Source organism: Lentzea xinjiangensis (genome assembly GCF_900110955.1).
Classification (GTDB): domain Bacteria; phylum Actinomycetota; class Actinomycetes; order Mycobacteriales; family Pseudonocardiaceae; genus Lentzea; species Lentzea xinjiangensis.
The window spans coordinates 217,087-240,337 of sequence record NZ_FOFR01000009.1; the positions used below are offsets into that span (position 1 = coordinate 217,087).

Annotated in this window: 20 protein-coding genes and 1 riboswitch; of the genes, 15 read left to right on the top strand and 5 right to left on the bottom strand. The window is 70.8% G+C overall.

Features of this window, described 5'->3' with window-relative positions:
• The first annotated feature begins 53 nt into the window (after positions 1-53).
• Together BMW88_RS20885 and BMW88_RS20890 are read left to right on the top strand one after the other, a co-directional pair.
• Positions 54-1,001, top strand: coding sequence for an SPFH domain-containing protein (locus tag BMW88_RS20885; RefSeq protein ID WP_089953064.1), 948 nt, complete (start codon positions 54-56; stop codon positions 999-1,001).
• A 50-nt stretch (positions 1,002-1,051) separates the two neighbouring features.
• A complete protein-coding gene (locus BMW88_RS20890; RefSeq protein ID WP_245777940.1) occupies positions 1,052-1,849 on the top strand; it encodes an NAD(+)/NADH kinase in 798 nt (265 codons plus the stop codon).
• On the opposite strand, the gene BMW88_RS20895 is transcribed toward BMW88_RS20890, so the two are convergent.
• The gene (locus BMW88_RS20895) at positions 1,781-3,058 is read right to left on the bottom strand and encodes an MFS transporter (RefSeq protein WP_089953067.1); all 1,278 of its coding nucleotides are present in this window, start codon (positions 3,056-3,058) and stop codon (positions 1,781-1,783) included. The two genes, BMW88_RS20890 and BMW88_RS20895, sit on opposite strands and share 69 nt — an antisense overlap.
• An 87-nt stretch (positions 3,059-3,145) precedes the next feature.
• On the opposite strand from BMW88_RS20895, the gene BMW88_RS20900 reads away from it, so the two are divergent.
• The 6 genes from BMW88_RS20900 to BMW88_RS20925 all read left to right on the top strand — a co-directional run bounded on the left by BMW88_RS20900 (position 3,146) and on the right by BMW88_RS20925 (position 9,775).
• Positions 3,146-4,015, top strand: coding sequence for an SGNH/GDSL hydrolase family protein (locus tag BMW88_RS20900; protein ID WP_089953069.1), 870 nt, complete (start codon positions 3,146-3,148; stop codon positions 4,013-4,015).
• Between the two features lie 87 nt (positions 4,016-4,102).
• Positions 4,103-4,495, top strand: coding sequence for an SSI family serine proteinase inhibitor (locus BMW88_RS20905; protein WP_089953071.1), 393 nt, complete (start codon positions 4,103-4,105; stop codon positions 4,493-4,495).
• Between the two features lie 156 nt (positions 4,496-4,651).
• Complete coding sequence (locus BMW88_RS20910; protein WP_089953072.1) at positions 4,652-6,529, top strand: ABC1 kinase family protein; 1,878 nt, start codon at positions 4,652-4,654, stop codon at positions 6,527-6,529.
• A 72-nt stretch (positions 6,530-6,601) separates the two neighbouring features.
• Entirely contained in the window at positions 6,602-7,252 is a 651-nt protein-coding gene (locus BMW88_RS20915) for a TVP38/TMEM64 family protein (protein WP_143116171.1), read from the top strand.
• A gap of 504 nt (positions 7,253-7,756) precedes the next feature.
• Positions 7,757-9,346, top strand: a complete 1,590-nt coding sequence (locus BMW88_RS20920) for a TROVE domain-containing protein (protein ID WP_089953076.1) — start codon at positions 7,757-7,759, stop codon at positions 9,344-9,346.
• Positions 9,347-9,421: 75 nt separating this feature from the next.
• Positions 9,422-9,775: a winged helix-turn-helix transcriptional regulator gene (locus BMW88_RS20925; protein WP_245777941.1), complete on the top strand. Its 354-nt coding sequence runs from the start codon at positions 9,422-9,424 to the stop codon at positions 9,773-9,775.
• Between the two features lies 1 nt (position 9,776).
• On the opposite strand, the gene BMW88_RS20930 is transcribed toward BMW88_RS20925, so the two are convergent.
• Positions 9,777-11,141, bottom strand: a complete 1,365-nt coding sequence (locus BMW88_RS20930) for an L-serine ammonia-lyase (RefSeq protein WP_089953080.1) — start codon at positions 11,139-11,141, stop codon at positions 9,777-9,779.
• 63 nt (positions 11,142-11,204) lie between these two features.
• Positions 11,205-11,588 (bottom strand): glycine cleavage system protein GcvH, encoded by a 384-nt coding sequence (gene gcvH / locus BMW88_RS20935; RefSeq protein WP_089953082.1) that lies wholly within the window; start codon positions 11,586-11,588, stop codon positions 11,205-11,207.
• A 62-nt stretch (positions 11,589-11,650) separates the two neighbouring features.
• A riboswitch (glycine riboswitch) is annotated at positions 11,651-11,743 on the bottom strand.
• A 228-nt stretch (positions 11,744-11,971) separates the two neighbouring features.
• On the opposite strand from gcvH, the gene ald reads away from it, so the two are divergent.
• A complete protein-coding gene (gene ald / locus BMW88_RS20940; protein ID WP_089953084.1) occupies positions 11,972-13,084 on the top strand; it encodes an alanine dehydrogenase in 1,113 nt (370 codons plus the stop codon).
• A 55-nt stretch (positions 13,085-13,139) separates the two neighbouring features.
• On the opposite strand, the gene BMW88_RS20945 is transcribed toward ald, so the two are convergent.
• Positions 13,140-13,820, bottom strand: a complete 681-nt coding sequence (locus tag BMW88_RS20945) for a TetR/AcrR family transcriptional regulator (RefSeq protein ID WP_177221216.1) — start codon at positions 13,818-13,820, stop codon at positions 13,140-13,142.
• A gap of 10 nt (positions 13,821-13,830) precedes the next feature.
• Entirely contained in the window at positions 13,831-15,279 is a 1,449-nt protein-coding gene (locus BMW88_RS20950; RefSeq protein ID WP_089953088.1) for an MFS transporter, read from the bottom strand.
• 349 nt (positions 15,280-15,628) lie between these two features.
• On the opposite strand from BMW88_RS20950, the gene BMW88_RS20955 reads away from it, so the two are divergent.
• The 6 genes from BMW88_RS20955 to BMW88_RS20980 all read left to right on the top strand — a co-directional run bounded on the left by BMW88_RS20955 (position 15,629) and on the right by BMW88_RS20980 (position 23,110).
• Complete coding sequence (locus tag BMW88_RS20955) at positions 15,629-15,811, top strand: hypothetical protein (RefSeq protein ID WP_089953090.1); 183 nt, start codon at positions 15,629-15,631, stop codon at positions 15,809-15,811.
• A complete protein-coding gene (locus BMW88_RS20960) occupies positions 15,811-16,248 on the top strand; it encodes a hypothetical protein (RefSeq protein ID WP_245777942.1) in 438 nt (145 codons plus the stop codon). The genes BMW88_RS20955 and BMW88_RS20960 overlap by 1 nt, the downstream gene beginning before the upstream one ends.
• Before the next feature lie 22 nt (positions 16,249-16,270).
• Complete coding sequence (locus BMW88_RS20965; RefSeq protein ID WP_089953092.1) at positions 16,271-17,227, top strand: ABC transporter ATP-binding protein; 957 nt, start codon at positions 16,271-16,273, stop codon at positions 17,225-17,227.
• Positions 17,227-18,099, top strand: coding sequence for an ABC transporter permease subunit (locus BMW88_RS20970; protein WP_089953094.1), 873 nt, complete (start codon positions 17,227-17,229; stop codon positions 18,097-18,099). The genes BMW88_RS20965 and BMW88_RS20970 overlap by 1 nt, the downstream gene beginning before the upstream one ends.
• A 59-nt stretch (positions 18,100-18,158) precedes the next feature.
• A complete protein-coding gene (locus BMW88_RS20975; protein WP_089953238.1) occupies positions 18,159-21,857 on the top strand; it encodes an ABC transporter ATP-binding protein in 3,699 nt (1,232 codons plus the stop codon).
• A gap of 434 nt (positions 21,858-22,291) precedes the next feature.
• Positions 22,292-23,110 carry an ATP-grasp domain-containing protein gene (locus tag BMW88_RS20980; protein WP_089953096.1) on the top strand — a complete coding sequence of 273 codons (819 nt, stop codon included), beginning with the start codon at positions 22,292-22,294 and terminating at the stop codon, positions 23,108-23,110.
• Positions 23,111-23,251 lie beyond the last annotated feature (141 nt).

Sequence of the window (23,251 nt, forward strand, 5' to 3'; positions counted from 1 at the left end):
GAGTATAGGGTTATCGTCAGATCGACGAGAAGACCCGACCGAGGAGCCGCGACATGGCCGACATCAGCACCTACCCCGGACTCCGCCACCTGCGGGGAGCCCCGACCGTCCACATCAGACACATTAGGAAGGGTGAGGTGGTCCACGAGGGCACCGGCCTGAGCTTCTGGTTCCGCCCCAGAACGGCGGTGCTGAGCGAAGTCCCGGTCGACGACCGGGAACTGCCGATGCTCTTCCACGCCCGCACCGGGGACTACCAGGACGTCACCGTCCAGCTGACGGTCACCTACCGCTGCACCGACCCGGAGACCGCCACCTCGAGGATCGACTTCTCGATCGACCCCGACACGGGCACCTGGCGCCGGGACCCGCTGAGCCAGATCGCGAACACCCTCACCGAGAGCACCCAGCAGCACGCGCTGGAGGTCCTCGCCACCCTGGACCTCGACACCGCCATCCGCACCGGCGTCGAGCGGGTCAAGCAGCAGGTGGCGGAGAACCTCACCGCGGACCACATCGGCCTGCGGATCACCGACGTCCGGGTCGTCGCCATCCGCCCCGACGCCGACATGGAGAAGGCGCTCCAGACCACCGTCCGGGAACGCGTGCAGCAGGAAGCCGACAAGGCCACCTACGAGCGCCGCGCGATCGCCGTGGAACGCGAGCGCGCGATCGGTGAGAACGAGCTGCAGAACCAGATCGAGCTCGCGAAGCGCGAAGAGCTCCTCGTCGTGCAGCGAGGGGCGAACGCCCTCCGGAAGGCGGAGGACCACGCCAGGGCCAGCCGGGTCGCCGACGACGCCAAGGCCGAGAGCATCCGCAAGCTCGCCGAGGCGGAGGCGGCCGGCGAGAAGGCGCGCCTCGACGCCTACCGGGAGGTCCCGCAGAGCACCCTGCTGGCGCTCGCGGCCAAGGAGCTCGCGGGCAACCTGCCGGAGATCGGCAGCATCACGCTCACGCCGGACCTCGTCCAGCCGATCCTGCAACGGCTCGCGCGATGAGCCTCGCACCGCGAATCGTGCTGGTGCACAGGCGCACCGAGCTGACAGAGTTGCTCGCACGACATGGCACCCGCGGCCAGGTCGAGTTCTTCCTGAAGTCCCGCGGCAGAACCCTGGACGAGGTGGTGCACCGTGACCAGCAGACCCGGAAAGCGCTGGGAGACGTCAGCGCCGCGATCCCGCTCGACTGGCGCCGCGGCGTGGTCGAGAGGGAAGACCTGTCCCGGTTCCTGTTCGCGCCCGAGGACGTAGTCGTCATCGTCGGGCAGGACGGGCTGGTCGCGAACGTCGCGAAGTACCTCGACGGCCAGCCCGTGATCGGCATCAACCCCGAGCCGGGCGTGCTCGCGAAGCACGCCCCGCGGGACGCCCGGGAACTGTTGCACAGCACCGACGACACCGAGGACCGCACGATGGTCGAGGCCCGCTCGGACGACGGCCAGGTTCTCCTCGCGCTCAACGAGGTCTACGTCGGGCACCCGAGCCACCAGACCAGCCGGTACCGCGTGCTCGGCGAACGCCAGGCGTCGTCGGGCGTCCTCGTCGGCAGCGGCACCGGCGCGACGGGCTGGTGCGGCTCCGCCCACCGGGAGAGGGCGAGCGCGACCAGGCTGCCGGAACCCGCCGAGCGCAGGCTCGTCTGGTTCGTCCGGGAGGCGTGGTCCTCGCCGGGCACCGGCATCGCGCACACCGAGGGCGAGATCACCGGCAAGAGCCTCGACATCGACGTCGAGTCCGACGGCCTGGTGGCGTTCGGCGACGGCATCGAGAGCGACGCGCTACGGCTGCACTGGGGTCAGCGGCTGAGCATCGGGCTCGCCGCCCGCCGGCTCCGCCTCGTGCGCTGAGCCGATCACCAGCAGGCAGGTGCCGGACAGCACCGCGCCCGCGATCAGGTAGAGCGCGATGGCCCAGGTTCCCGTGCGCAGCAACGACTGCGCGACGAGCGGGGCGAGCCCGCCACCCAGCACCGCGCCGAGCTGGAAGCTCAGCGCCACCCCGCTGTAGCGCACCCTGGTCACGAAGAGCTCGGCGAAGTACGCGGCCGACGGGCCGAACAACGCCGCCGAGCCCGCGAACCCGAGCACCATCGCGAAGGTGAACCAGCCCGAGTCCGTCAGCCAGAACAACGGGAACGCGAACGCGGCCTGGAAGACCGCGCCGCCGAACATCACCGGCAACCGCCCGACCCGGTCCGACAGCCGGGCGAACGCCGGCACCGCGACCACCTGTGCCAGCGACCCCACGACGGTCGCGACGAGCAGGTCGTCCGCCGAGATCCGCAACGCCGTGCGGCCGTAACCGATCATGAACACGCTCAGCACGTAGATGAAGACCGTGAAGCCCAGGTTCACACCGGCGCCCAGCAGCACCACGCGCCACCGGGTGCGCAGCACCTCGGCGATCGGCAACCGCGACCTCTCCACCCGCGCGAACCGCGGGCTCTCCGACACGCGCAACCGGATGTAGAGGCCGATCCCGACCAGCACGAGCGAGAACAGGAACGGCAGCCGCCAGCCCCAGCTCAGGAAGTCCGGTCCGGACGCGCGCGACGACAGGTACATCGCCAGGTTCGCCAGCACGAGCCCGACCGGCGAGCCGATGAACACCCAGCTGCCGTACCAGCCCCACCGGCCCGGCGGCGCGTGCTCGACGGCCATCAGCGACGCACCGCTCTGCTCGCCGCCCATGAAGAAGCCCTGCACCAGCCGCAGCACCACCAGCGACACCGGAGCGAGGATGCCCACCTGCGCGTACGTCGGCAGCAGGCCGATCATCGCCGTCGAGACACCCGTGACCGACAACGTGATCACGAGCATCGCCCGCCGCCCGACCCGGTCGCCGAGGTGCCCGATCACCGCGCCGCCCAGCGGCCGGGCGAGGAAGCCCGCGCCGAACGTCGCGAACGCGAGCAGCACCCCCACGCGCGGGTCGAACTGCGGGAAGAAGATCTTGTCGAACACGAGCGCAGAAGCCGTGCCGTAGAGCAGGAAGTCGTACAGCTCGATCGCGTTGCCCGCCGCCGATGCCGCGGCCGCCTTGCGCACCCCCGTCATCGTTCCAGCCTGGTGGAGGGATTGACAGTGCGCAATGGTCCGGCCACCCTTCGTCCTACGCTCCTACTGCTCAGTAACGAGGTAGCAATGACGCGCCGAGTGACTGTTGTTTCCCTGCTCACGGCCATGATCGCCACCCTGCTGGCACCACCCGCCGGCGCCGCCCCGAGGTATCGCAACTACGTCTCGCTCGGGGACTCGTTCGTGTCGGGACCGTTCATCCCCCTGCAACGGCTCGATCCGTTGAGCTGCTTCAAGTCCACCCAGAACTACCCGTCCGCCCTCGCGAGGAGGCTCGGCATCGCGAACTTCACCGACATCTCCTGCGGTGGAGCGCAGACCAAGGACATGGCGGGCGTGCAGAGCGGCGTTCCCGGCCAGTCCGTGCCCCAGTTCTCCGCCTTGGAGGCGGACACGGACCTCGTCACCATCTCCATCGGCGGCAACGACATCGGCTTCTCCGACATCATCCTGACCTGCGCCGGCAAGAGCGTGCTCGACCCTGGCGGCGCGCCCTGCAGGGCGAACTACGGCGACTCCCTCTCCCAACGCGTCGCCGCGACCGCGCCCAAGGTCGCCGAGGTGCTCAGGGGCATCAAGCAGCGCTCCCCCAACGCCAGGATCGTCGTGGTCGGCTACCTGCGGATCCTGCCCCCGGCCGGTGGCTGCTGGCCGGTCGTGCCCATCTCCCGGGGCGACGTGCCGTACCTCGACGACGTCCAGAGGCAGCTCAACGCCATGCTCGGCGCCCAGGCCCGAGCCGCCGGCGCCACCTTCGTGAACCCCTACGACATCAGCCTCGGCCGCGACACGTGCGCGGCGCCGTGGGACAAGTGGGTCGAGGGCATCATCCCGACCAGCCCGGCCTTCCCGGTCCACCCGAACGCCGGCGGCATGGCGGCGGTCGGTGCCCAGGTGGCCGCGGCGCTCGCGGGGACGGAGTCCGCGGGCGTGTAGTTGCACGCGGTTCCGGCGGTTTACACGATCCGGTGTTACCGCCGAGTTGGTTGGAGATCCGGGTCCTCGCCGCGCCAGAGTGGTGGCATGGCAAGGACCCGACTTCTTTTTGCCTGCCTCGCGCTGGCCGTGCCGCTCGTCCCCGCGACGGCCTCGGCGTCACCCCTGGCAGCGCCCCTGCACGCATCCGGCCTGGTGCTGTCGGTGCAACCGGAGAGCGGCCCGCTGCGCACCACGCAGCTCAACTGCGAGCCCTCCGGTGGGCTGCACCCCCACGCCGAGCAGGCGTGCGACCAGCTCACCCCCGTCGAAGGCGACTTCCGCAGGCTGGAAGAGACCGGTGCGATGTGCACGATGGAGCTGAACCCGACCAAGGCGACGTTGCGCGGCAAGTGGCGCAAGAAGCGGATCGACTTCCAGCAGGTGTACTCGAACCCGTGCGTCGTGCGCGCGTTCACCGGCAAGGTCTTCGACTTCTAGAAGCCGCGCCACCGGTGTTCCAGCGCACCGCCGTCGCGCTGGAACACCGGTGGCGTTCCACCCCCGCCCTCCGCCGATGCGCTCCGGGGCCGGCGGTTCCGCCGATCTTCCGCGACCGGCCCCCTCGCGCCCGAGAGCCTGCCTAGGCTGCGGATCATGGGGGATTTCCTGGTCCACACGGTCGCCTTCCCGATCACGTTCCTGCTGCTGGTCCTCGGCATGTCGTTGGCAGCACGCCGGATCCTGGGCCTGCGCATCGGCCTGCTCCGCACCGCGCTGGCCTGCCTGCTGGCGATGTCGATCGCGTCGGGCCTCTTCGGCGAGACGAGCGCGACACCGTCCTCGGCGCTGACCACGATCCAGCTCGGGCTGTCGCTGCTGGTGGTCATCGGCCTGCTGGCGTTCGCCGAGGTGGTCGTGCCGACCGGCTCGATCCCGCCGCCGACGGAGTGGTGGGGCATGCTGCGCCGCCGCGTCGCCCGCACCCGCCGGTACTCGCGCATCACCGCGATCGCGTTCCGGCACGGCCTGGGCCCCTACCTGCGCGGGCGCGAGCGGTCGTCCACCGGGCTCGCGCGGTCGCTGCGGCTCGCGTTGCAGGACGCGGGCGTGACGTTCGTGAAGCTCGGCCAGGTGCTGTCCACGCGGGCCGACCTGCTGCCGGAGGACTTCGTCGACGAGCTCAGCCTGCTGCAGGACAAGGTGCCGCCGGCGAAGTGGGACGAGATCCGCGCGGTGCTGGAGTCCGAGCTCGGGCCCGGCACGTTCCTGGAGGTCGACCCCGAGCCGCTCGCGGCGGCCTCCATCGCCCAGGTGCACCGGGCCGTGCTGGCGTCCGGGGCCGAGGTCGTGGTGAAGGTGCAACGGCCGGACGTGCGGGCGGTGGCCGAAGGCGACCTCGACATCGTGTCGAGGCTCGCGGAGACGTTGCAGCGCACGCGGTGGGGCTCGGCGCTGGGCGTGCGGGACCTCGCGGCCGGGTTCGCGGCGGCGTTGCGCGAAGAGCTGGACTTCCGGGTCGAGGCGCGCAACATCGCGGCCGTGGCGGCGGTGGCGGACACGTCGGTCGGACTGCCGCACGTGCACCTGTCGACTCCGCGCGTCCTCGTGATGGACCGGCTCGACGGCGTGCCCGTGCGGGCAGCCGCGGCGGACGACGGGCTCGCCAGGACGTTGCTGCGGTTCGTGCTGCGGCAGGTGATGCTCGACGGCGTCTTCCACGCGGACCCGCACCCAGGCAACGTGCTGCTGCTGTCCGACGGACGGCTCGGCCTGCTCGACTTCGGCTCGGTGGGGCGGATCGACTCGAGCCTGCGGTCGGCGCTGCAACGGCTGCTGCTGGCCATCGACCGCGGCGACCCCGCCGGGCTGACCGACGCGTTGCTGGAGCTGACCTCGCGGCCGGAGGACATCGACGAGCAACGGCTGGAGCGCGCGCTCGGCCAGTTCATGGCACGGCACCTGGGCGCGGGCATGCGGCCCGACGTCGAGATGTTCGGCGACCTGTTCGCGCTGGTGTCGCGGTTCGGGCTGAGCGTCCCGCCCGAGATCGCGGCGGTGTTCCGGGCCCTCGCGACGCTGGAGGGCACCCTGGGCGTGCTCTCGCCGGGCTTCAACATCGTCGTGGAGTCGCGGGCGTTCGCGGCCGAGCAGATCTCCGAACGCCTGTCACCGGAGTCCGTGCGGCGCACGATGACCGAGGAGCTCCAGGCGGTGCTGCCGATGCTGCGGCGGCTGCCGCGGCGGGTCGACCGGATCACCGGCGCGCTGGAGCAGGGCCGCCTCGGGATGTCGGTGCGGGTGTTCGCCGACGAACGCGACCGCTCGTTCGTCACGGGACTGCTGCACCAGGTGATGCTGACGGTGCTGGGCGCGACCGCGGGCGTGATGGCGGTGCTGCTGCTCGGGTCCTCCGGCGGACCGCGGGTGGTGCCGGACGTCGGGCTCCACCAGGTGTTCGGCTACAACCTGCTGATCGTCAGCGTGCTGCTGGGCCTGCGCGTCGTCGTCGCGGTGTTCCGGCCGCGTTCCTAGAACCGGACGCGACCGGCGTGTCGTACCGGCCGGCGGATTGTCCGGCGGATCGCGGTGGGCGACCATCACCCGATGAGTTATGAGACAGGCGTCCGGTGGAAGTGGATCCCGGCCGTCGTGCTCGGCTTCGTGCTGCTGAGCTGGATCGTGTTCGAGGCGCTCGACCTCATCGACTTCGACGGGGTCGTGACGTGGGTGCGCGGCATCGACCCGCTGCTGGCCGCGGCGGTGATCCTCGGCCTGCTCGTCGTGGACGTGCTGCTGCCCGTGCCGTCGACGCCGCTGATCGTGCTCGCGGGAACGGCGCTCGGCCTGCCCCTCGGGCTGGCGCTCGCGGTCGTCGGCTCACTGGGCTCCTCCGCCGCGGGGTACGCCCTGGGCAGGTACGCGGGACCGGTGCTGGTGCGCAGGGTCGTCACCATCGAGGAGCTGACCGAGATGCGCCGGTGGGGCCGTCAGTTCGGGCCGTGGTTCTTCGGGGTGGCGCGCGGAATCCCGATGATGGCGGAAACGGTCTCGGTGTCCGCGGGCGTGTCGCGGGTGTCGTTCCGCACCTTCATGCTCTTCACCCTCGCCGGAACCGTCCCGATCTGCGCCGCCTACGTGTTCGCGGGGTCGCAGGCCGACACGGTCGAGCAGATCGTGATGATCAGCGCGGTCGGTTTCCTGCTGACCGTGGGCCTGTTCTACCTCCTGCGCCGGCTCGTGAAGACGGCGCCGTAGGAAAAATCGCTGGCGCGACGTGGTTGTATGAATGTGCGCCCGGTGCGCAGCGGAGGGTTACTTCTGGCGATCACTCAGGTTCGACTCCTGAGGCCGGCCCCGGCCGGTCTCGCTCACCCCGGTGAGCAGTCACCTTCCGCGACCTGACCTCGGGCGTCCGCACAACTCCACCTCCGCCGAAATCAATTCGCTGGCGCGGGGTGGTTGTGCGGGAAACAGCACCCGGTGCGAAGCAGAGGGCTACTTCCCTTTCCCGGAAATGCCCTTCGGGGCATTCACCTTCTGCGACACCGATCTCGGGAGCGCACAACTCCACACGTGTCCGGTGCGAAGCAGAGGGTTACTTCCACTGCAAATGGGCGGGTTGCGGGTTCGAGTCCCGCCAGCCGGAAACCGGCTGTAGCTCAACCGGCAGAGCAGCAACGTACCTTCCGCGACCTCGATCTCGGACACGCGTGGAGTCCGTGAGCTCCCCTTCTTCTTGCTTCGAGGGGGAAAGAGCCGATGGCGAAGTTCAACGTCTTCCGCGCACGCCCGGCGGGCACCAGCCCGGTCGCCACGGCGCGGGCGCCGTCCGGCCGCACGTACGAGGGCGGCGACGGCTACGCCCGTGACACGAAGTCCGAGCTGTTCCTGCTCGCCGTGTCGAACATGGGCGGCGAGGACACCTTCTACGAGTCCGGTGCTCGGCGCGACACGCGCTTCGCCGACCTCGTCCACCAGGCCGCGCTCGCGGATCCCGAGTGGACCGCGCGCCTGCTGAAGTGGCTGCGCGGCGAGGCGAACATGCGCACGGCCTCGCTGGTCGGCGCGGCCGAGTTCGTCCTGGCTCGGCTCGCCGCCTCCTCGGACGCGGGCGTCACCAACCGGGCGGTCGTGGACTCCGTGCTGCAGCGCGCGGACGAGCCGGGCGAGCTGCTCGCCTACTGGACCTCCCGCAACGGCCGGCGGGTGCCGAAGCCGATCAAGCGCGGCATCGCGGACGCGGTGCGACGCCTGTACGACGAGCGCGCGGTCCTCAAGTGGGACAGCGACGCCCGTGGTTTCCGCATGGCCGACGTGCTGAACCTCGCCCACCCCTCGCCCGCCGCTCCCTGGCAGGGCGCGCTGTTCCAGCACGTCCTCGACCGCCGCCGCTGTGCCGACGTGGCGGTTCCGGACGAGCTGCGCACGATCGCGGCACGCCGTGCGCTGATGGCGTGGCCGGTCGAGCAGCGGCGCGCGCTCTTCACCCGTCCCGACGCGGCGGACGTGCTGCGCCGGGCCGGGATGACGTGGGAGGCCGTGGCCGGGTGGTTGCAGGGTCCGCTGACGAAGGAGGTGTGGGAGGCGCTCGCGCCGTCGATGGGTTTCATGGCGCTGCTGCGCAGCCTGAGGAACTTCGACCAGGCCGGCATGTCCGACGAGGTGGCGGCGACCGTCGCGGCACGCCTGGCCGACCCCGGCCAGGTCGCGCGCTCCCGGCAGTTCCCGTTCCGCTTCCTGTCCGCCTACGAGGCGGCGCCGAGCCTGCGCTGGGGTCACGCCCTGGACCAGGCGTTGCAGGCGTCGCTGGGCAACCTGCCGGCGCTGCCGGGCCGCTCGCTGGTCCTCGTCGACACCTCGGCGTCGATGACGCACGGCGCGATCTCGGCGAAGTCGAAGGTCACCCCGGCCAAGGCCGCGGCGGTGTTCGGCGTCGCGCTGGGCGCGAAGGGCGAGCAGGTCGACGTGGTCGGGTTCGCGGACGGCACGTTCCGGCACGACGTTCCGCGCGGGGCGTCGGTCGTCCGCGAGGCCGACCGGTTCCTCGAGCGGATCGGCGAGGTCGGGCACGGCACCGACATCGCCGGGGCCCTGAGGCGCTCCTACCGTCGCCACGACCGCGTGTTCGTCATCTCGGACATGCAGACGGTCTCCGGACACCACGGGACGAGCGTCTCGGACGCCGTGCCGCGGCACGTGCCGATCTACGGGTTCAACCTCGGTGGCTACGGGATGGCCGCGTACGCGACCGGTGGGGGGAACCGCCACGAGTTCGGCGGCCTGTCGGACGCGACGTTCCGCATGGTCCCGCTGCTCGAGGCGGGCCGGAACGCGGACTGGCCGTTCTGAGGCGTGAGGGCTCCCTGACCGGGAGAGCCCTCACACTTACTATCAGTTAGCGTTATGACCAGCTATGATGCCGATATGGAGTACAACGTGTTCGCGAAGGCGTGCCCGTCACGTCACACGTTGGAGCACGTCACCGGCAGGTGGGGCGGCCTGACGATGGGCGTGCTCGTGGACGGTCCGCTGCGCTTCAACGAGTTGCGCCGCCGGGTCGACGGCATCAGCGAGAAGATGCTGTCGCAGACGTTGCAGGCGCTGGAGCGCGACGGGCTCGTGCACCGCGAGGCGCAGCCCACGAACCCGCCTCGCGTCGACTACAGCCTCACGCCGCTCGGCCGCGAGACGGCCGAGCGGCTGCTCGCGCTGATCCACCACCTGGAAGCGCGGATGCCGGAGGTGCTCGAGGCGCAGCAGGCGTACGACACCCGCTGACTCAGCACTCGATCACGTTCACGGCCAGGCCGCCGCGCGCGGTCTCCTTGTACTTCACCGACATGTCCTTGCCGGTGTCGCGCATGGTCTTGATGACCTTGTCCAGCGACACGAAGTGCGAACCGTCACCGCGCAACGCCATCCGCACCGCGGTGATCGCCTTGATCGACGCGACGGCGTTGCGCTCGATGCACGGGATCTGCACCAGTCCGCCGATCGGGTCGCAGGTGAGGCCGAGGTTGTGCTCCATGGCGATCTCGGCCGCGTTCTCGACCTGTTCGGGAGTGCCGCCGAGCACCTCGGCCAGCCCGCCGGCCGCCATGGAGCACGCCGAGCCGACCTCGCCCTGGCAGCCGACCTCGGCGCCGGAGATCGAGGCGTTCTCCTTGAACAGCACGCCGATCGCGCCCGCGGTGAGCAGGAAGCGGACCACGCCGTCGTCGTTGGCCCCCGGCACGAACCTCGTGTAGTAGTGCAGCACCGCGGGCACGATGCCGGCGGCGCCGTTCGTCGGGGCGGTGACGACCCGGCCGCCCGCCGCGTTCTCCTCGTTGACGGCCAACGCGAACAGCGTCACCCAGTCCATGACGCGCAACGGGTCGGTGGCGAAGTGCTCGCTCTCCAGCCGCTTGCGCATCTCGGCGGCGCGCCGGCGCACCTTCAGGCCGCCGGGCAGGACGCCGTGCTCGGTGCAGCCGCGTTCGACGCACTCCTGCATGACGTGCCAGATGTGCAGCAGCCCTTGGCGCACCTCGGTTTCCGACCGCCACGACAGCTCGTTGGCCATCATGATCCCGCTGATCGACAGGCCGGTCTCCCGGCAGCGCGCGAGCAGCTCGTCACCGGTGAGGAACGGGTGCGGCAACGGCGTCGAGTCCGGCTTGATCCGGTCGGTGCCCGTGGCGTTCTCGTCGACGACGAAGCCGCCGCCGATCGAGTAGTAGACGGCGCGCTCGACCGGCTCGCCGGCGCGGAACGCCTCGAAGCTCATCCCGTTGGGGTGCAGCGGAAGCGACTTGCGGCGGTGCATGACGAGGTCGCGGTCGTGCGCGAAGGCGATCTCGTGCTCGCCGCCGAGCCGCAGCCGTCCGCCGGAGACGATCTCCTCGACGCGGGTGGCCGCGACCGCGGGGTCGACCTCCTCGGGGAGGTTGCCCTCGAGCCCGAGGAACACGGCTTTCGGGCTGCCGTGGCCGTGCCCGGTCGCGCCGAGCGAGCCGAACAGCTCGACGTGCACGCGGTCCACTTCGCGGGCGCGCGCACCGAGCTTCTCGACGAACATCGCCGCCGCGCGCATCGGGCCGACCGTGTGGGAGCTGGACGGTCCGATGCCGACGGAGAACAGGTCGAAAACGCTGATCGCCACTGATCAGTCCTTCGTGGTGGTGGAGCGGTCGGTCCGGCCGGTTTCAGTCACTTGGAGCCGCATTCAGCCACTCTGGGTGAGTTCCGCGTACTTGGCCGCGGTGAGCAGGTTCTCCGCCGACTCGACGCGGACCTTGAACAGCCAGCCGGCGCCGTACGGGTCGTTGTTGACGATCGCCGGGTCGTCGACGACAGCGCTGTTGACCTCGATCACCTCACCGGTGACGGGCGAGAACAGGTCGCTGACGGACTTGGTGGACTCCAGCTCGCCGCAGACGGAGTTGGTGACGACCTGCGCGCCGACCTCGGGAAGCTGGACGTAGACGATGTCGCCGAGCGCGTCCGCGGCGTAGGAGGTGATGCCGCAGGTCAACGGGTCCTGGGTGCCCGGCGTCCAGTCGACCCACTCGTGCTCGACGGTGTAGAGCAGGTTGTCGGGGAACTCCACGGCGACTCCTCTGGCTGTGACGGATCAGGACGAAATGCGCCCCCTCCGCCGTGCAGAGTTGCCTACCCCGGGTGGTCTTGCTGCCTGAGAGTGTGCGGGAGCTTGCCCCTTCGGCGCCCCGACTGGCACGTCGAGGTCTCTCCCACTCGGGTTCTGGTGCCCCACGGGCACCGCGGCCGGTCTTCAGTTCTCGGGCCGAACGCTATGTGCGGTCACCGCCGGGTGTCAACGCGGGACGGTCGAGCGGCACGCGGGCGTGGCGCAGGTCGCTCTGTTTCAAGTGAACAACCAGCGGGGTATTCGATAGTGCCACCTGCACAGTGACATGACCTTCCCCCTGCTCCACATTGTGAGATGAGAGCCAGCCGAACGGAGGAGTCATCGTGCGGATCGCAGTTCCTCGCGAGATCAAGAACCACGAGTACCGCGTCGCCCTCACGCCGGCGGGTGCTCACGAGCTGACCAGCCGCGGTCACGACGTGTACGTCGAGCAGGGCGCCGGTCTGGGCTCCGCGATCACCGACGAGGAGTACCTCGCCGCGGGTGCCAAGGTCCTCGCGACCGCCGACGACGTCTGGGCGGAGGGCGACCTGGTCCTCAAGGTCAAGGAGCCGATCGCGGAGGAGTACCCCCGCCTCCGCGCCGGCCAGACCCTCTTCACCTACCTGCACCTCGCCGCCGACAAGCCGTTGACCGAGGCCCTGCTCGCGTCCGGCACGACGGCGATCGCCTACGAGACCGTGCAGCTTCCGAACCGCGCGCTGCCGCTGCTCGCCCCGATGTCCGAGGTCGCGGGCCGGCTGGCCCCGCAGGTGGGCGCGTTCGCCCTGATGAAGCCCTCCGGTGGCCGCGGCGTGCTGCCCGGTGGCGTCCCCGGTGTCGCCCCGGCCCGCGTGGTCGTGATCGGCGGCGGCGTGGCGGGGCTCAACGCCGCGACCATCGCCGTCGGCATGGGTGCCGACGTGCAGATCCTCGACACCAACGTCGACCGCCTCCGCCAGATCGACGGCCAGTTCCAGGGCCGCCTGCGCACGCTCGCCTCCACCTCCTTCGCGATCGAGCAGGCCGTCCGCGAGGCCGACCTGGTCATCGGCGCCGTGCTGGTGCCGGGCGCCGCCGCGCCGAAGCTCGTGTCGAACGCGCTGGTGGCGCAGATGAAGCCGGGCTCGGTGCTCGTCGACATCGCGATCGACCAGGGCGGCTGCTTCGAGGACTCCCGCGCCACCACGCACGCCGAGCCGACCTACGAGGTCCACGACTCGGTCTTCTACTGCGTGGCGAACATGCCGGGCGCCGTCCCGCGCACCTCGACCTACGCGCTGACCAACGTGACGCTGCCGTACGCCGTCGCGCTGGCCGGGAAGGGCTGGGAGAAGGCGCTGAAGGACGACCGTTCGCTGGCCCTGGGCCTCAACGCCCACGCAGGGCAGCTCACCAACGGCCCGGTGGCCGAGGCGACCGGCCTCGCGCACACGCCGCTGGAGAGCGTGATCTGAGAGCCAACCCGATGAATGAGGCCCCCGCACGCGACGCACGCTGCGGGGGTTTCGCCTACTTCAGCACGTTGACGCGCGCTTTGATGCCGTCGAGCACGCAGTCCAGGCCGAACTCGAACTGCCGGTCCAGCGACCACAGCTCCGGCTCGTTCATCATCTCGACGTAGCGGGGGTACCTGTCGCGGTACAGGTCGGCGAACCTCGCCACGTCGGGCGGCGGGACGTCGAGCCGGCCCCTGTCGCCGAAGTTCACCTCGGCGAGCGCGAACCCGATGACGAAGCTCGACAGCGTGGACACCGACTGCGAGGCGTCGACCGCCGAGAACCCGGCGTTGCGCATGGGTTCGAGCATCGCGTCGGCGGTGCCCACCGCGTTCGGGCCGATGCTCATGTACTCGCCGATGGTCTTCACCCACCACGGGTGCCGCAGCGCGAGATGACGCATCGAGTGCATCATCCCGCGCAGCGCGGTCTCCCAGTCGACGTCGGGGTCCGGCGGTTCGAGCTCGCCGAACACCTCGTCGAGGCACAGCTCCATCAGCGCGTCCTTCGTCGGCACGTGCCAGTACAGCGACATCGGGGCCGCGCCGAGCTCGGCGGCGAGCTTGCGCATGGACAGCTTCTGCAACCCGTGCTCGTCCAGCACCTGCAGGGCCTTGCGGACGATCGCCTCCCGGCTCAGGCCGAGTGGCTGGCCACCGCTGGGCCTGGGCTTGCTGAACCACACGCTGTCCACGTCGACGATCCTAAGCACGCCTGAGCAGAACGCTGGCGACAACACCTCCCAGGAACACGGCGATGGCACCGATCACCAGGCTCACGCCCATGCCGGTGGAGAACGCCTCCCGCACGACGGTGACGTCCGCGCCGCTGTGCAGCGCCTCGCTCAACGACCGCCCGGGCACGCCTTCCGGCAGGGAGGCCACGAACCGCGCGGACAGCACCGCGCCCAGCACGGCGATGCCGAACGACGAGCCCAGCTCCGACAACGTGCTCGACAGACCGGACGCGATTCCCGCGCGTTCCGGCGGGATGGCGCCCATCAGCGCGTTGACCGCGACCGGTTGCGCCACGCCGACTCCCACGCCGATGAGGATCAACCCCGCCAGCGTCGGCGGGTAGGTGGTGCCGACCGGCAGCAGCACCACGCCGGCCGCGACGATCGTCATGCCGAGCAGCATCGCCTTGCCGGCCCCCAGCCTCACCACGAGCTGGCCCAGGGTGTTGCTGGTGACGAGCAGGGCGATGGCCATCGGCGCCACGCGGACACCGGCCTCCAACGGGCTGTAGCCGAGCACGCCCTGGAGGTGTTGCGTCAGCAGGAAGAGCGAGCCCGCCATGCCGAACGCGGCCAGCACGCCCGACGCCACGGCGCCGGTGAAGCGGCGGTCGGAGAAGAACCCGAGGTCGAGCATCGGCTCCGCGGTGCGCCGCTCCCACAGCGCGAACGCGGCCATGGTGACCAGGCCAAGCGCCACCGGCACGCCGAACTCCGGCGAGCCGAACCCGTGCTCCGGCACCTCGATCACGGCGTACACGATCGACACCATGCCGATGATCGACAGGATCGAGCCGACGACGTCGGGCTTGCGCACGGTCGGGTCCTTCGACTCGGGCACGAGCACCGCGACGGCGGCGATGGCGAGGACCGCCACCGGCACGTTGATCAGGAACACCGAGCCCCACCAGAAGTGCTTGATGAGCGCGCCGCCGATCACCGGCCCCGAGGCGAAGCCGAGGCTCGTGACGGCGGCCCAGATGCCGATGGCCTTCGGGCGTTCCTTCTCGTCGAACAGCTGCATGAGCACGGCCAGCGTGCCGGGCATCAGCACCGCGGCGCCGACGCCCATGAAGCCGCGGGCCGCGATCAGCGCTTCCGGCGAGGTCGCGTAGGCGGCCACGGCGCTCCCCACGCCGAACAGGGCCAGGCCCGTCAGGAGCGCGCGCTTGCGCCCGAACCGGTCGCTCAGCGAGCCGGTCGTGAGCAGCAGGCCCGCGAGCGCGAGCGAATAGGCGTTGATCATCCACTGGATGTCCGCGGTGCTCGCGCCGAGACCGGTGGAGATCGACGGGATCGCCACGTTCAGCACGGTGTTGTCCAGCACCACGACCATCACGGCCAGGCAGAGCACGCCGAGCACGGCCCAGCGCTGGGGGTGCGGGCGCACCCCGGCCTCCTCGGTCGTCGAAGTCATCTCTCGTCCCCCTTACGGTGTACGAGCAACTTACACCGTACGAGAGATGGGGGCGCAAGAGGATTTCGCGCAGAGCGCGACCACGTGCGGGGGGAGGGAGAAAGTAAAGGGCGGCCGCGCTCAACCAGCCTGGGGGTCACTGGGAGCGGGGCCGCCGTCACCAAATATAGCGGGCTCCGGACGGGCGCGCCCAGCACCCCCGCCCAAACGGGACCGAAATGTTTCCCGGCCCGACCACCGCCCTCCTCGCCGCGGTCGGGCAAACGAGTGAATTACCGGACGCGCGGTGCGGCGAGCAGGGACGACAGCCGATGAAGACGGAGTCGGGTGTCCCTCGAATGGAGATTCCATGGCTGAACCACAGGGATGGATCCACTGCCACGACCCCTTCGGCCGGGACAGGTCGATGACCGTTCTGGTCGAGGACGACCGGGTTCTGCTGGTCACGCCACCGGGCCAGACGGCTGTGATGTCCGCCACCCAGACCCGCCGGCTGGGCTCCCTGCTCGACCAGGCCACGGCGAAGATGTGATGGACGAGACCCTGCGCGAGGCGGTGCTGCGGCGCCTGGCACTGCTGGAGGAAGCGGCCGAGGACGGCGAGGCCGAGGCGCTGGTGTCACTGGCCCGCGCGGAGATCCACCGCCTCGCGGACGGCTGGCGCCTGGTGCTGGCGGTGCACCAGCCCGGCGAGGACGGCCGCTGCAAGGCCTGTCCCGGCTGGCTGCGGCGCCGCCGGTGGCCGTGCCAGGTGTGGAACACGGCTCACCGGCACCTCATCGGCGAAGGGCTGCCGCACCGCGAGCGGCGGCGGCCGTTGCGCAACCCGTTCACCCGACCGGGTGCCGTCGAACCGCCGGGCGGAACACCGGCCGGGACGACCACGAAGCTGCCGATCTTGAGCGACGACCCGCCGGTGGTGCACCGCGCGCCCGTCGTGTCTCGGCCCAAGCACGCCTTGCCCGAGTGACCTTTCAGGCAGGATGGGCCGCATGCATGACGGCAGCGGCCTCATCGCGGTGCAGAACCTGACCAAGCAGTTCGGTCCGGTGACCGCGGTGCAGAACCTGAGCTTCACCGTGTCACCCGGCAGCGTGACGGGCTTCCTCGGCCCGAACGGCGCCGGGAAGACGACGACCCTGCGCATGCTGCTGGGTCTGGTGAAGCCGACGGGTGGCACGGCGACGATCAACGGACGACCGTTCCACCAGCTCGGCCAGCCCGGCCGCGTGGTGGGCGCGGTGCTGGAGGCGCAGGGGTTCCACCCCGCCCGCTCCGCCCGCAACCACCTGCGCGTGTACGCGGCGGCCATCGGCGTGCCGGACGCGCAGGCCGACCAGGTGCTCGGCCTGGTCGGCCTGGGCTCGGCCGCCGATCGCAAGGTGGGCGGGTTCTCGCTCGGCATGAAGCAGCGGCTGGCCCTCGCCACCGCGCTGCTGGGCGACCCGCAGGTGCTCGTGCTGGACGAGCCGGCGAACGGCCTCGACCCCGAGGGCATCGCGTGGCTGCGCACGTTCCTGCAGTCGTACGCCCGCATGGGGCGCACGGTGCTGATCTCCAGCCACCTGCTGGCCGAGGTCGAGCAGACCGTCGACCAGGTCGTGATCATCTCGCGCGGCCAGACGATGTTCTACGGGCCGCTGGAGCAGTTGCGGCAGTCGCAGCAGAGGCGCGTCCTCGTGCAGCCGTCGGACCTCAACGCCCTCGCGACCGCCCTGCGGGCCGAAGGCGTGCAGGCGATCGAGCAGCTTCCCGACGGCAGGCTCGCGGTGTCCGGCGTGGACTCGAAGCAGGTCGCGGACAGCGCGTTGCGAGCGGGCGTGTCGATCTACGGCATCCAGGAGGAGCAGGTCGACCTGGAGCGGCTGTTCTTCCAGCTCACCAGTGGCCAGTACGCCGGGTACGCGCCGGCCCCGGCCCCGTTCAAGCAGCAGGGTGGTTGGGCCTGATGGGCAACCTCGTACAGGCGGAGCTCCGCAAGACGACGACGACCGGGCTGTGGTGGGGCCTGCTCATCCCGACCGCGGTGCTGGCGCTCGGCTGGGGGCTCGCGACCGGCCTGCTCGGGCAGTTCTTCGTGGACTTCGCCTCGACCAGCGACGTCGACGACGTGTCGGACTTCCTCGGCGTCACGCCGGACCAGTGGAAGGTCTCGCTGTTCGGCATCGCGCGGGCGATCAACATCTCGACGATCTTCCCGATGGTCTTCGGCGCGATGGCGGTCTCCGGTGAGATCAACCGGCGGACGATCACGACGACGTTCCTGACCTCGCCGTCGCGCATGCACGCCATGCTGGCGAAGATGCTGGTCTACGTCCTGTGGGGAGCGATCTACGGCCTCGTGATCATGCTGTTCATCGCTGTCGGCGTGGTGTTCACCAGCGACTCCGGCCAGCTCCCGGACGCGGGCGGCTGGGCGATGCTGACGCTGGTCTGCGTGCTGTCGTCGATCCTGATGACGATGCTCGGCGTCGGGGTCGGCGCGCTGATCCCGAACGTGGCGGGAACCGTCGTGCTCCTGCTGCTGTACTTCCTGGTGATCGAGAACGTGCTGCACCTCGTGCTCGCGTACCTGGAGGTGCCGTCGGTCATCGGGTTCCTGCCGAACGGGTCGATCAACGGGCTCACCGGGTCGGTCGCGGTCGACCTCTTCCTGTCGTCGGCGGGTGTGGTGCCGCCGGAGATCGAGGACGTGCTGCGGGCGATCGCCGGTGCCGGCGGGGCGCTCGACTGGTGGTGGTCCGGCCTCGTGTTCCTCGCCTGGTCCGGCGTCGTCTTCGCGGGCGGCTGGGCGGTCACCCAGTCCAAGGACATCACCTGAGCTGCGGTAACTGAGATCACCCGGCTCTGTCAGACCGCATCCGTACTGTGGTCTGCGTGATGAAGGGCTGGATCCGCCGACTGTTCGCAGCGTGCTGGCAGCACCCCCGCCTGGTGGTGCTGTCGGTGGCCGCCGCGGTCGTCGGCGTGGGGCTTCAGGCGGCAGGGCCGCTGCTGCTCAAGACGGCGGTCGACGACTCGGCGGCCGGCCGCACCGACCGGCTGTGGCCGCTGATGGTGGCGCTGGTCGTGCTGGAGCTGCTCACCTTCTGCTCGGCGTTCCTGCGGCGGTACCTGGGCGGGCGGCTGGCCCTGGGCGTGCAGCACGACCTGCGGCTCGGCGTGTTCTCGGCCGTGCAGCGGCTCGACGGCGCGAAGCAGGACGAGCTGCGCACGGGGCAGATCGTGTCGCGGTCGATCACGGACCTCCAGCTCGTGCAGTCGTTGCTGATGATGGCGCCGCTGGCCGTGGGCACGGTGGTGTTCGCGCTGGCAGCGCTCGCCGCGATGCTCTACCTGTCGCTGCCGCTGACGCTGATCGCGCTGGTCGTGCTGCCGCTGGTGGCCTGGCTCGCCGGGCGGACGCGGCTCACGCTCTTCCCCGCCACGTGGTCCGCGCAGCAGCGGGCCGCCGACCTCGCGCAGCACGTCGAGGAGACCGTCACCGGGGTCCGCGTGGTGAAGGGCTTCGGCCAGGAGGCGCGCGAGGTCGCGCGGCTGGAGGAGCACGCGAAGTCGTTGTTCGCGGAACGGATGCGGGCGGCGCGGCTGTCGTCGAAGCCGCTGGCGACCGTGACCGCGCTGCCGCTGCTCGGCCAGGTCGGCGTGCTGGCGCTGGGCGGCTGGCTCGCGCTGCACGGCCAGGTCACCCTGGGCACGTTCCTCGCCTTCACGACGTACGTGGCGAACCTGGTCGGGCCGACCCGCCTGCTGTCGAGCCTGGTGGTGACCGCGCAGCTCGCGCGGGCCGGTGTGGAGCGGGTGTACGAGCTGATCGACTCGCAGCCGGACGTGGCGGACGGTCCGGGCGAGGTGCCGGCCGGGCCGCTCGGGATCTCGTTCTCGGGGGTGACGTTCGGGTACGCCCGCAGCGAGCCGGTGCTGCGCGACTTCTCCATCTCGGTGGAGCCGGGCGAGACGCTGGCGCTGGTCGGCACCGCGGGTTCGGGCAAGTCGACGGTGTCGCTGCTGCTGCCCCGGTTCTACGACGTGCACGCCGGTGCCGTCCTGATCGGCGGCGCGGACGTGCGCACGTTGCGGCTGGAGTCGCTGCGCGGTGCGGTGGGCGTGGTCTTCGAAGAGGCGTTCCTGTTCTCCGACACGGTGTTCGCGAACATCGCGTACGGCAGGCCCGGCGCGTCGCGGGAAGAGGTCGAGCGCGCCGCGAAGGCCGCGGAGGCGCACGACTTCATCCAGGCCCTGCCCCTCGGCTACGACACGGTGGTCGGCGAACGCGGCCTGACGCTCTCCGGCGGCCAGCGCCAGCGCGTCGCGCTGGCCCGTGCCCTGCTCTCCGACCCCCGCGTCCTGGTGCTGGACGACGCGACCTCCGCGGTCGACAACGCGACCGAGGCCGCGATCCACGCGACGCTGGCGTCGGTCACCGCGAACCGCACGACGTTGCTGGTCGCCCACCGCCGTTCCACGCTGTCCCTCGCCGACCGGATCGCGGTGCTGGACGCGGGCCGGGTGGTCGATCTGGGCACCCACGAGGAGCTGACCTCGCGCTGCGCCCTCTACCGCGACCTGCTGGCGGGGCCGGGCGAGGCGATCGAGTCCACCGCACCGGTGACGACCGGCGAGCTGTGGCCAGAGCTGTCGCGGGAGGACCTCGACGAGCGCCTGATCGCGGAGGCCAAGACCTCGGCTCCGGCGGCCCCCGGCCGCCGGGGAGGCGGTGGCGCGGGCGGCGGTGGCACGGCCGCGCTGGCCGGTGGCCCACCGACCCCGGAGCTGCTGGCGCAGGTCCGTTCGCTGCCACCCGCCACCGAGGTCCCGGTCCTGCACGGCGAGGACCCGCGCGCCCCCGATCCCGGTTTCCGCCTCGCCCGCCTGCTGCGCCCGGTCCGCTGGGCCCTGGCCGGCGTGGCGGCCCTGGTCGTGCTGGACGCGCTGGTCGGCATGGGCCTGCCCGCGCTGGTGCGCCTGGGCGTCGACGGCGGCGTGACGACCGGTGCCGAGTCCGCGCTGTGGCTGGCCGTCGGCCTGGGCGCCGGCCTGGTGGTGGTCGGCTGGCTGACGACGGCCGGCAGCACGGTGTTCGCAGCCCGCCTGGGCGAGCGCCTGCTCTACCTGCTGCGCGTGCGCAGCTACGCCCACCTGCAGCGCCTCGGCCTCGACTACTACGAACGCGAGATGGCCGGCCGCATCATGACGAGGATGACGACGGACGTCGACGCCCTCTCGACGTTCCTGCAGACGGGCCTCGTCACGGCGATGATCAGCCTGATCACCGTCCTCGGCATCACCGCGGCCCTGGTCCTCACCGACGTCTCCCTGGCCCTGATCGCCCTGTCGGTGCTGCCGGTCCTGGTGGTCGCGACCGTGGTGTTCCAGCGCCTCTCCTCCACCGCGTACGCCGAGGCCCGCGAACGCGTCAGCGCCGTCAACGCCGACCTCCAGGAGAATGTCTCCGGCCTGCGCGTCTCCCAGGCCTACACCCGCGAACGCCACTCCGCGGAGGCCTTCGCCGCCCGCAGCAACGCCTACCGCCGCAGCCGCCTGCGCGCCCAGCGCTACATCGCGACCTACTTCCCGTTCGTGGCGATGCTCTCCGGCGTGGCACAGGCGGTCGTCCTGGCCGTGGGCGCCCACCGGGTGGCCGAAGGCAGCCTGACACCGGGCGTCCTGCTCGCGTTCCTGCTGTACCTGGGCCTGTTCTTCAGCCCGATCCAGCAGCTCTCCGGCGTCTTCGACGGCTACCAGCAGGCCAGGGTGGGCCTGCGCCGCATCGCCGACCTGCTCCGCACCCCCACCGCGGTCGAGCCCCCTGCCGACCCGGTGCCGGTCCCGCCCCGCCTGCGCGGCGAGGTGGAGCTCCGCAACGTCACCTTCAGCTACGCGGGAGCCGACCGCCCGGCCCTCGACGACGTGAGCCTGCACGTGACCCCCGGCGAGACCGTCGCCCTGGTGGGCGAGACCGGCGCGGGCAAGTCCACCCTGGTCAAGCTGATCGCCCGCTTCTACGACGCCACCGAGGGCCAGGTCCTCGTCGACGGCACGGACGTCCGCGAGTACGACCTCTCCGCCTACCGCCAACGCCTGGGCGTGGTCCCGCAGGAGGCCCACCTCTTCGGCGGCGACGTGGCCGGCAACGTGGCGTACGGCCGCCCCACGGCCACCGAAGCCGAGATCGAGCAGGCCGTGGACGCCGTCGGTGCCCTCCCGATGGTCGCCACCCTCCCCCACGGCTTCCGCCAGCCGGTGGGCGAACGCGGCAACCACCTCTCCGCGGGCCAGCGCCAGCTCGTGGCCCTGGCCAGAGCGGAACTGGTCAACCCGGACCTGCTGCTCCTCGACGAGGCCACCGCGGCCCTCGACCCGGCGACCGAGTCGGCGGTGCTGGCCGCCAGCGACCACCTGGCGGGCGCCCGCACCACCTTCGTGGTGGCCCACCGCCTGGCCACAGCGGCGAGGGCGGACCGGATCGTCGTCCTGGCCGACGGCCGCATCGTCGAACAGGGCACCCACGCCGACCTCCTGGCCGCCAACGGCACCTACGCCCGCCTGTGGCGCCACGGCACCTTGGAGGCCGCCTGACCCCGCGACCGCGCTCCAGCGCCACGACCGCCTCCCGGCCGCCGGAAGCCCGCGGTCCCGCAGGCGGGCAGGACAGGGCTGTGCGGCTGAGCAGCGGTGATCAGGTGGCCGACTGCCTGCGACCGTCGGGAAGCGGCGATGCCGTGCCCACGCGCCGAGCAACCGAGCAAGCCGAAAGGCAACGAACCGCGACGCCACACCCACCCGCCGCACCGCCACGAGACAGCGATGCCGCGCCCACCCGCCACCGCCGCACCGCCGCCGAACAGCTATGCCGTCCCCACGCGCGTCAAGCACCTAAGCGACCAACGCGGCCACCGCACCCCGTAGCCCCCAGGCCACCGCACTTCGTGGCCCCCGCCACGAACCCTCGTCCCCACCCCGCGGCATGACGTAGAAACCAACTCCGGGACCAGCCAGGTCGAAGGAGCCCCATGCCCCCGAGCCGCCCCAGAATCCTCTACGTCTCCCACCTCACCTACCCCGCCAGGGGCCGGCGCTACTGCGACGAGGACATCTACCTGACCGCGCGACTGCGGTCCCACTTCGACCTGGCCATCGCGCACCCCGAGGACGCGGCGGCCCTGATGCCGGGCTTCGACGCGGTCGTGGTCCGCAACAGCGGCCCGGTGATGGACCACCCGCAGGCCCACGCGGACTTCCGCGCCAGGGCCGAGGCCACGAACCAGCGCGTCTACAACCCGCTGACCGGCAAGGCGGACATGGCCGGCAAGCAGTACCTGATCGACCTGACCGACCGGGGCTACCCGGTCATCCCCACGATCGACGACCCCGCGCACCTCGACCGCCTCGGCGAAACGACCGAGTACGTCGTGAAGCCGAAGGCGGGTGCGGACTCGCACGGCCTGGAGTTCACCACGAGGGACGATTTGAAGGTCAAAGCGGGCACACTGATCCAGCCGAAGATCGATTTTCGGTACGAGGTGTCGTTCTACTTCGTGGATCACGACTTCCAGTACGCACTTCACGCACCTGACCCGGCGCGGCGCTGGGAACTCACGCACTACGACGCCACGGCCGAAGATCTGGAATTCGCGCAGAAGTTCATCACCTGGAACGACTTGCCCTACGGCATCCAACGGGTTGACGCCTGCCGCACGCAGGAGGGAGAACTCCTCTTGGTCGAACTGGAGGATTTGAACCCGTACCTCTCGCTGGACCGCACGACGGACGAGATCAGGGCGGACTTCGTGAGCGCCATGACGAGGTCGATCCGACGATCACTCACATAGCAAGATCAATCTGTGCGGCACTCCCGTGGTACCTATCGTGAACTGGTCACTGCGTTCCGTGCGTATACCTGACCGGCAACTCGGTCGACATTGCTCTAAAGGGGGTGACGTAGCGCGACGCACATCAAGAAGTGCTCAACT

Excerpts from the sequence above, each read along its gene's own strand:
- BMW88_RS20920 (WP_089953076.1), top strand. The coding sequence starts at position 7,757 with ATGGCGAAGTTCAACGTCTTCCGCGCACGCCCGGCGGGCACCAGCCCG.
- BMW88_RS20925 (WP_245777941.1), top strand. The coding sequence starts at position 9,422 with ATGGAGTACAACGTGTTCGCGAAGGCGTGCCCGTCACGTCACACGTTG.
- BMW88_RS20980 (WP_089953096.1), top strand. The coding sequence starts at position 22,292 with ATGCCCCCGAGCCGCCCCAGAATCCTCTACGTCTCCCACCTCACCTAC.
- BMW88_RS20900 (WP_089953069.1), top strand. The coding sequence starts at position 3,146 with ATGACGCGCCGAGTGACTGTTGTTTCCCTGCTCACGGCCATGATCGCC.
- BMW88_RS20950 (WP_089953088.1), bottom strand. The coding sequence starts at position 15,279 with ATGACTTCGACGACCGAGGAGGCCGGGGTGCGCCCGCACCCCCAGCGC.
- BMW88_RS20910 (WP_089953072.1), top strand. The coding sequence starts at position 4,652 with ATGGGGGATTTCCTGGTCCACACGGTCGCCTTCCCGATCACGTTCCTG.
- BMW88_RS20885 (WP_089953064.1), top strand. The coding sequence starts at position 54 with ATGGCCGACATCAGCACCTACCCCGGACTCCGCCACCTGCGGGGAGCC.
- BMW88_RS20960 (WP_245777942.1), top strand. The coding sequence starts at position 15,811 with ATGGACGAGACCCTGCGCGAGGCGGTGCTGCGGCGCCTGGCACTGCTG.
- BMW88_RS20975 (WP_089953238.1), top strand. The coding sequence starts at position 18,159 with ATGAAGGGCTGGATCCGCCGACTGTTCGCAGCGTGCTGGCAGCACCCC.
- BMW88_RS20915 (WP_143116171.1), top strand. The coding sequence starts at position 6,602 with ATGAGTTATGAGACAGGCGTCCGGTGGAAGTGGATCCCGGCCGTCGTG.
- BMW88_RS20895 (WP_089953067.1), bottom strand. The coding sequence starts at position 3,058 with ATGACGGGGGTGCGCAAGGCGGCCGCGGCATCGGCGGCGGGCAACGCG.
- BMW88_RS20905 (WP_089953071.1), top strand. The coding sequence starts at position 4,103 with ATGGCAAGGACCCGACTTCTTTTTGCCTGCCTCGCGCTGGCCGTGCCG.
- BMW88_RS20965 (WP_089953092.1), top strand. The coding sequence starts at position 16,271 with ATGCATGACGGCAGCGGCCTCATCGCGGTGCAGAACCTGACCAAGCAG.
- BMW88_RS20970 (WP_089953094.1), top strand. The coding sequence starts at position 17,227 with ATGGGCAACCTCGTACAGGCGGAGCTCCGCAAGACGACGACGACCGGG.
- BMW88_RS20955 (WP_089953090.1), top strand. The coding sequence starts at position 15,629 with ATGGCTGAACCACAGGGATGGATCCACTGCCACGACCCCTTCGGCCGG.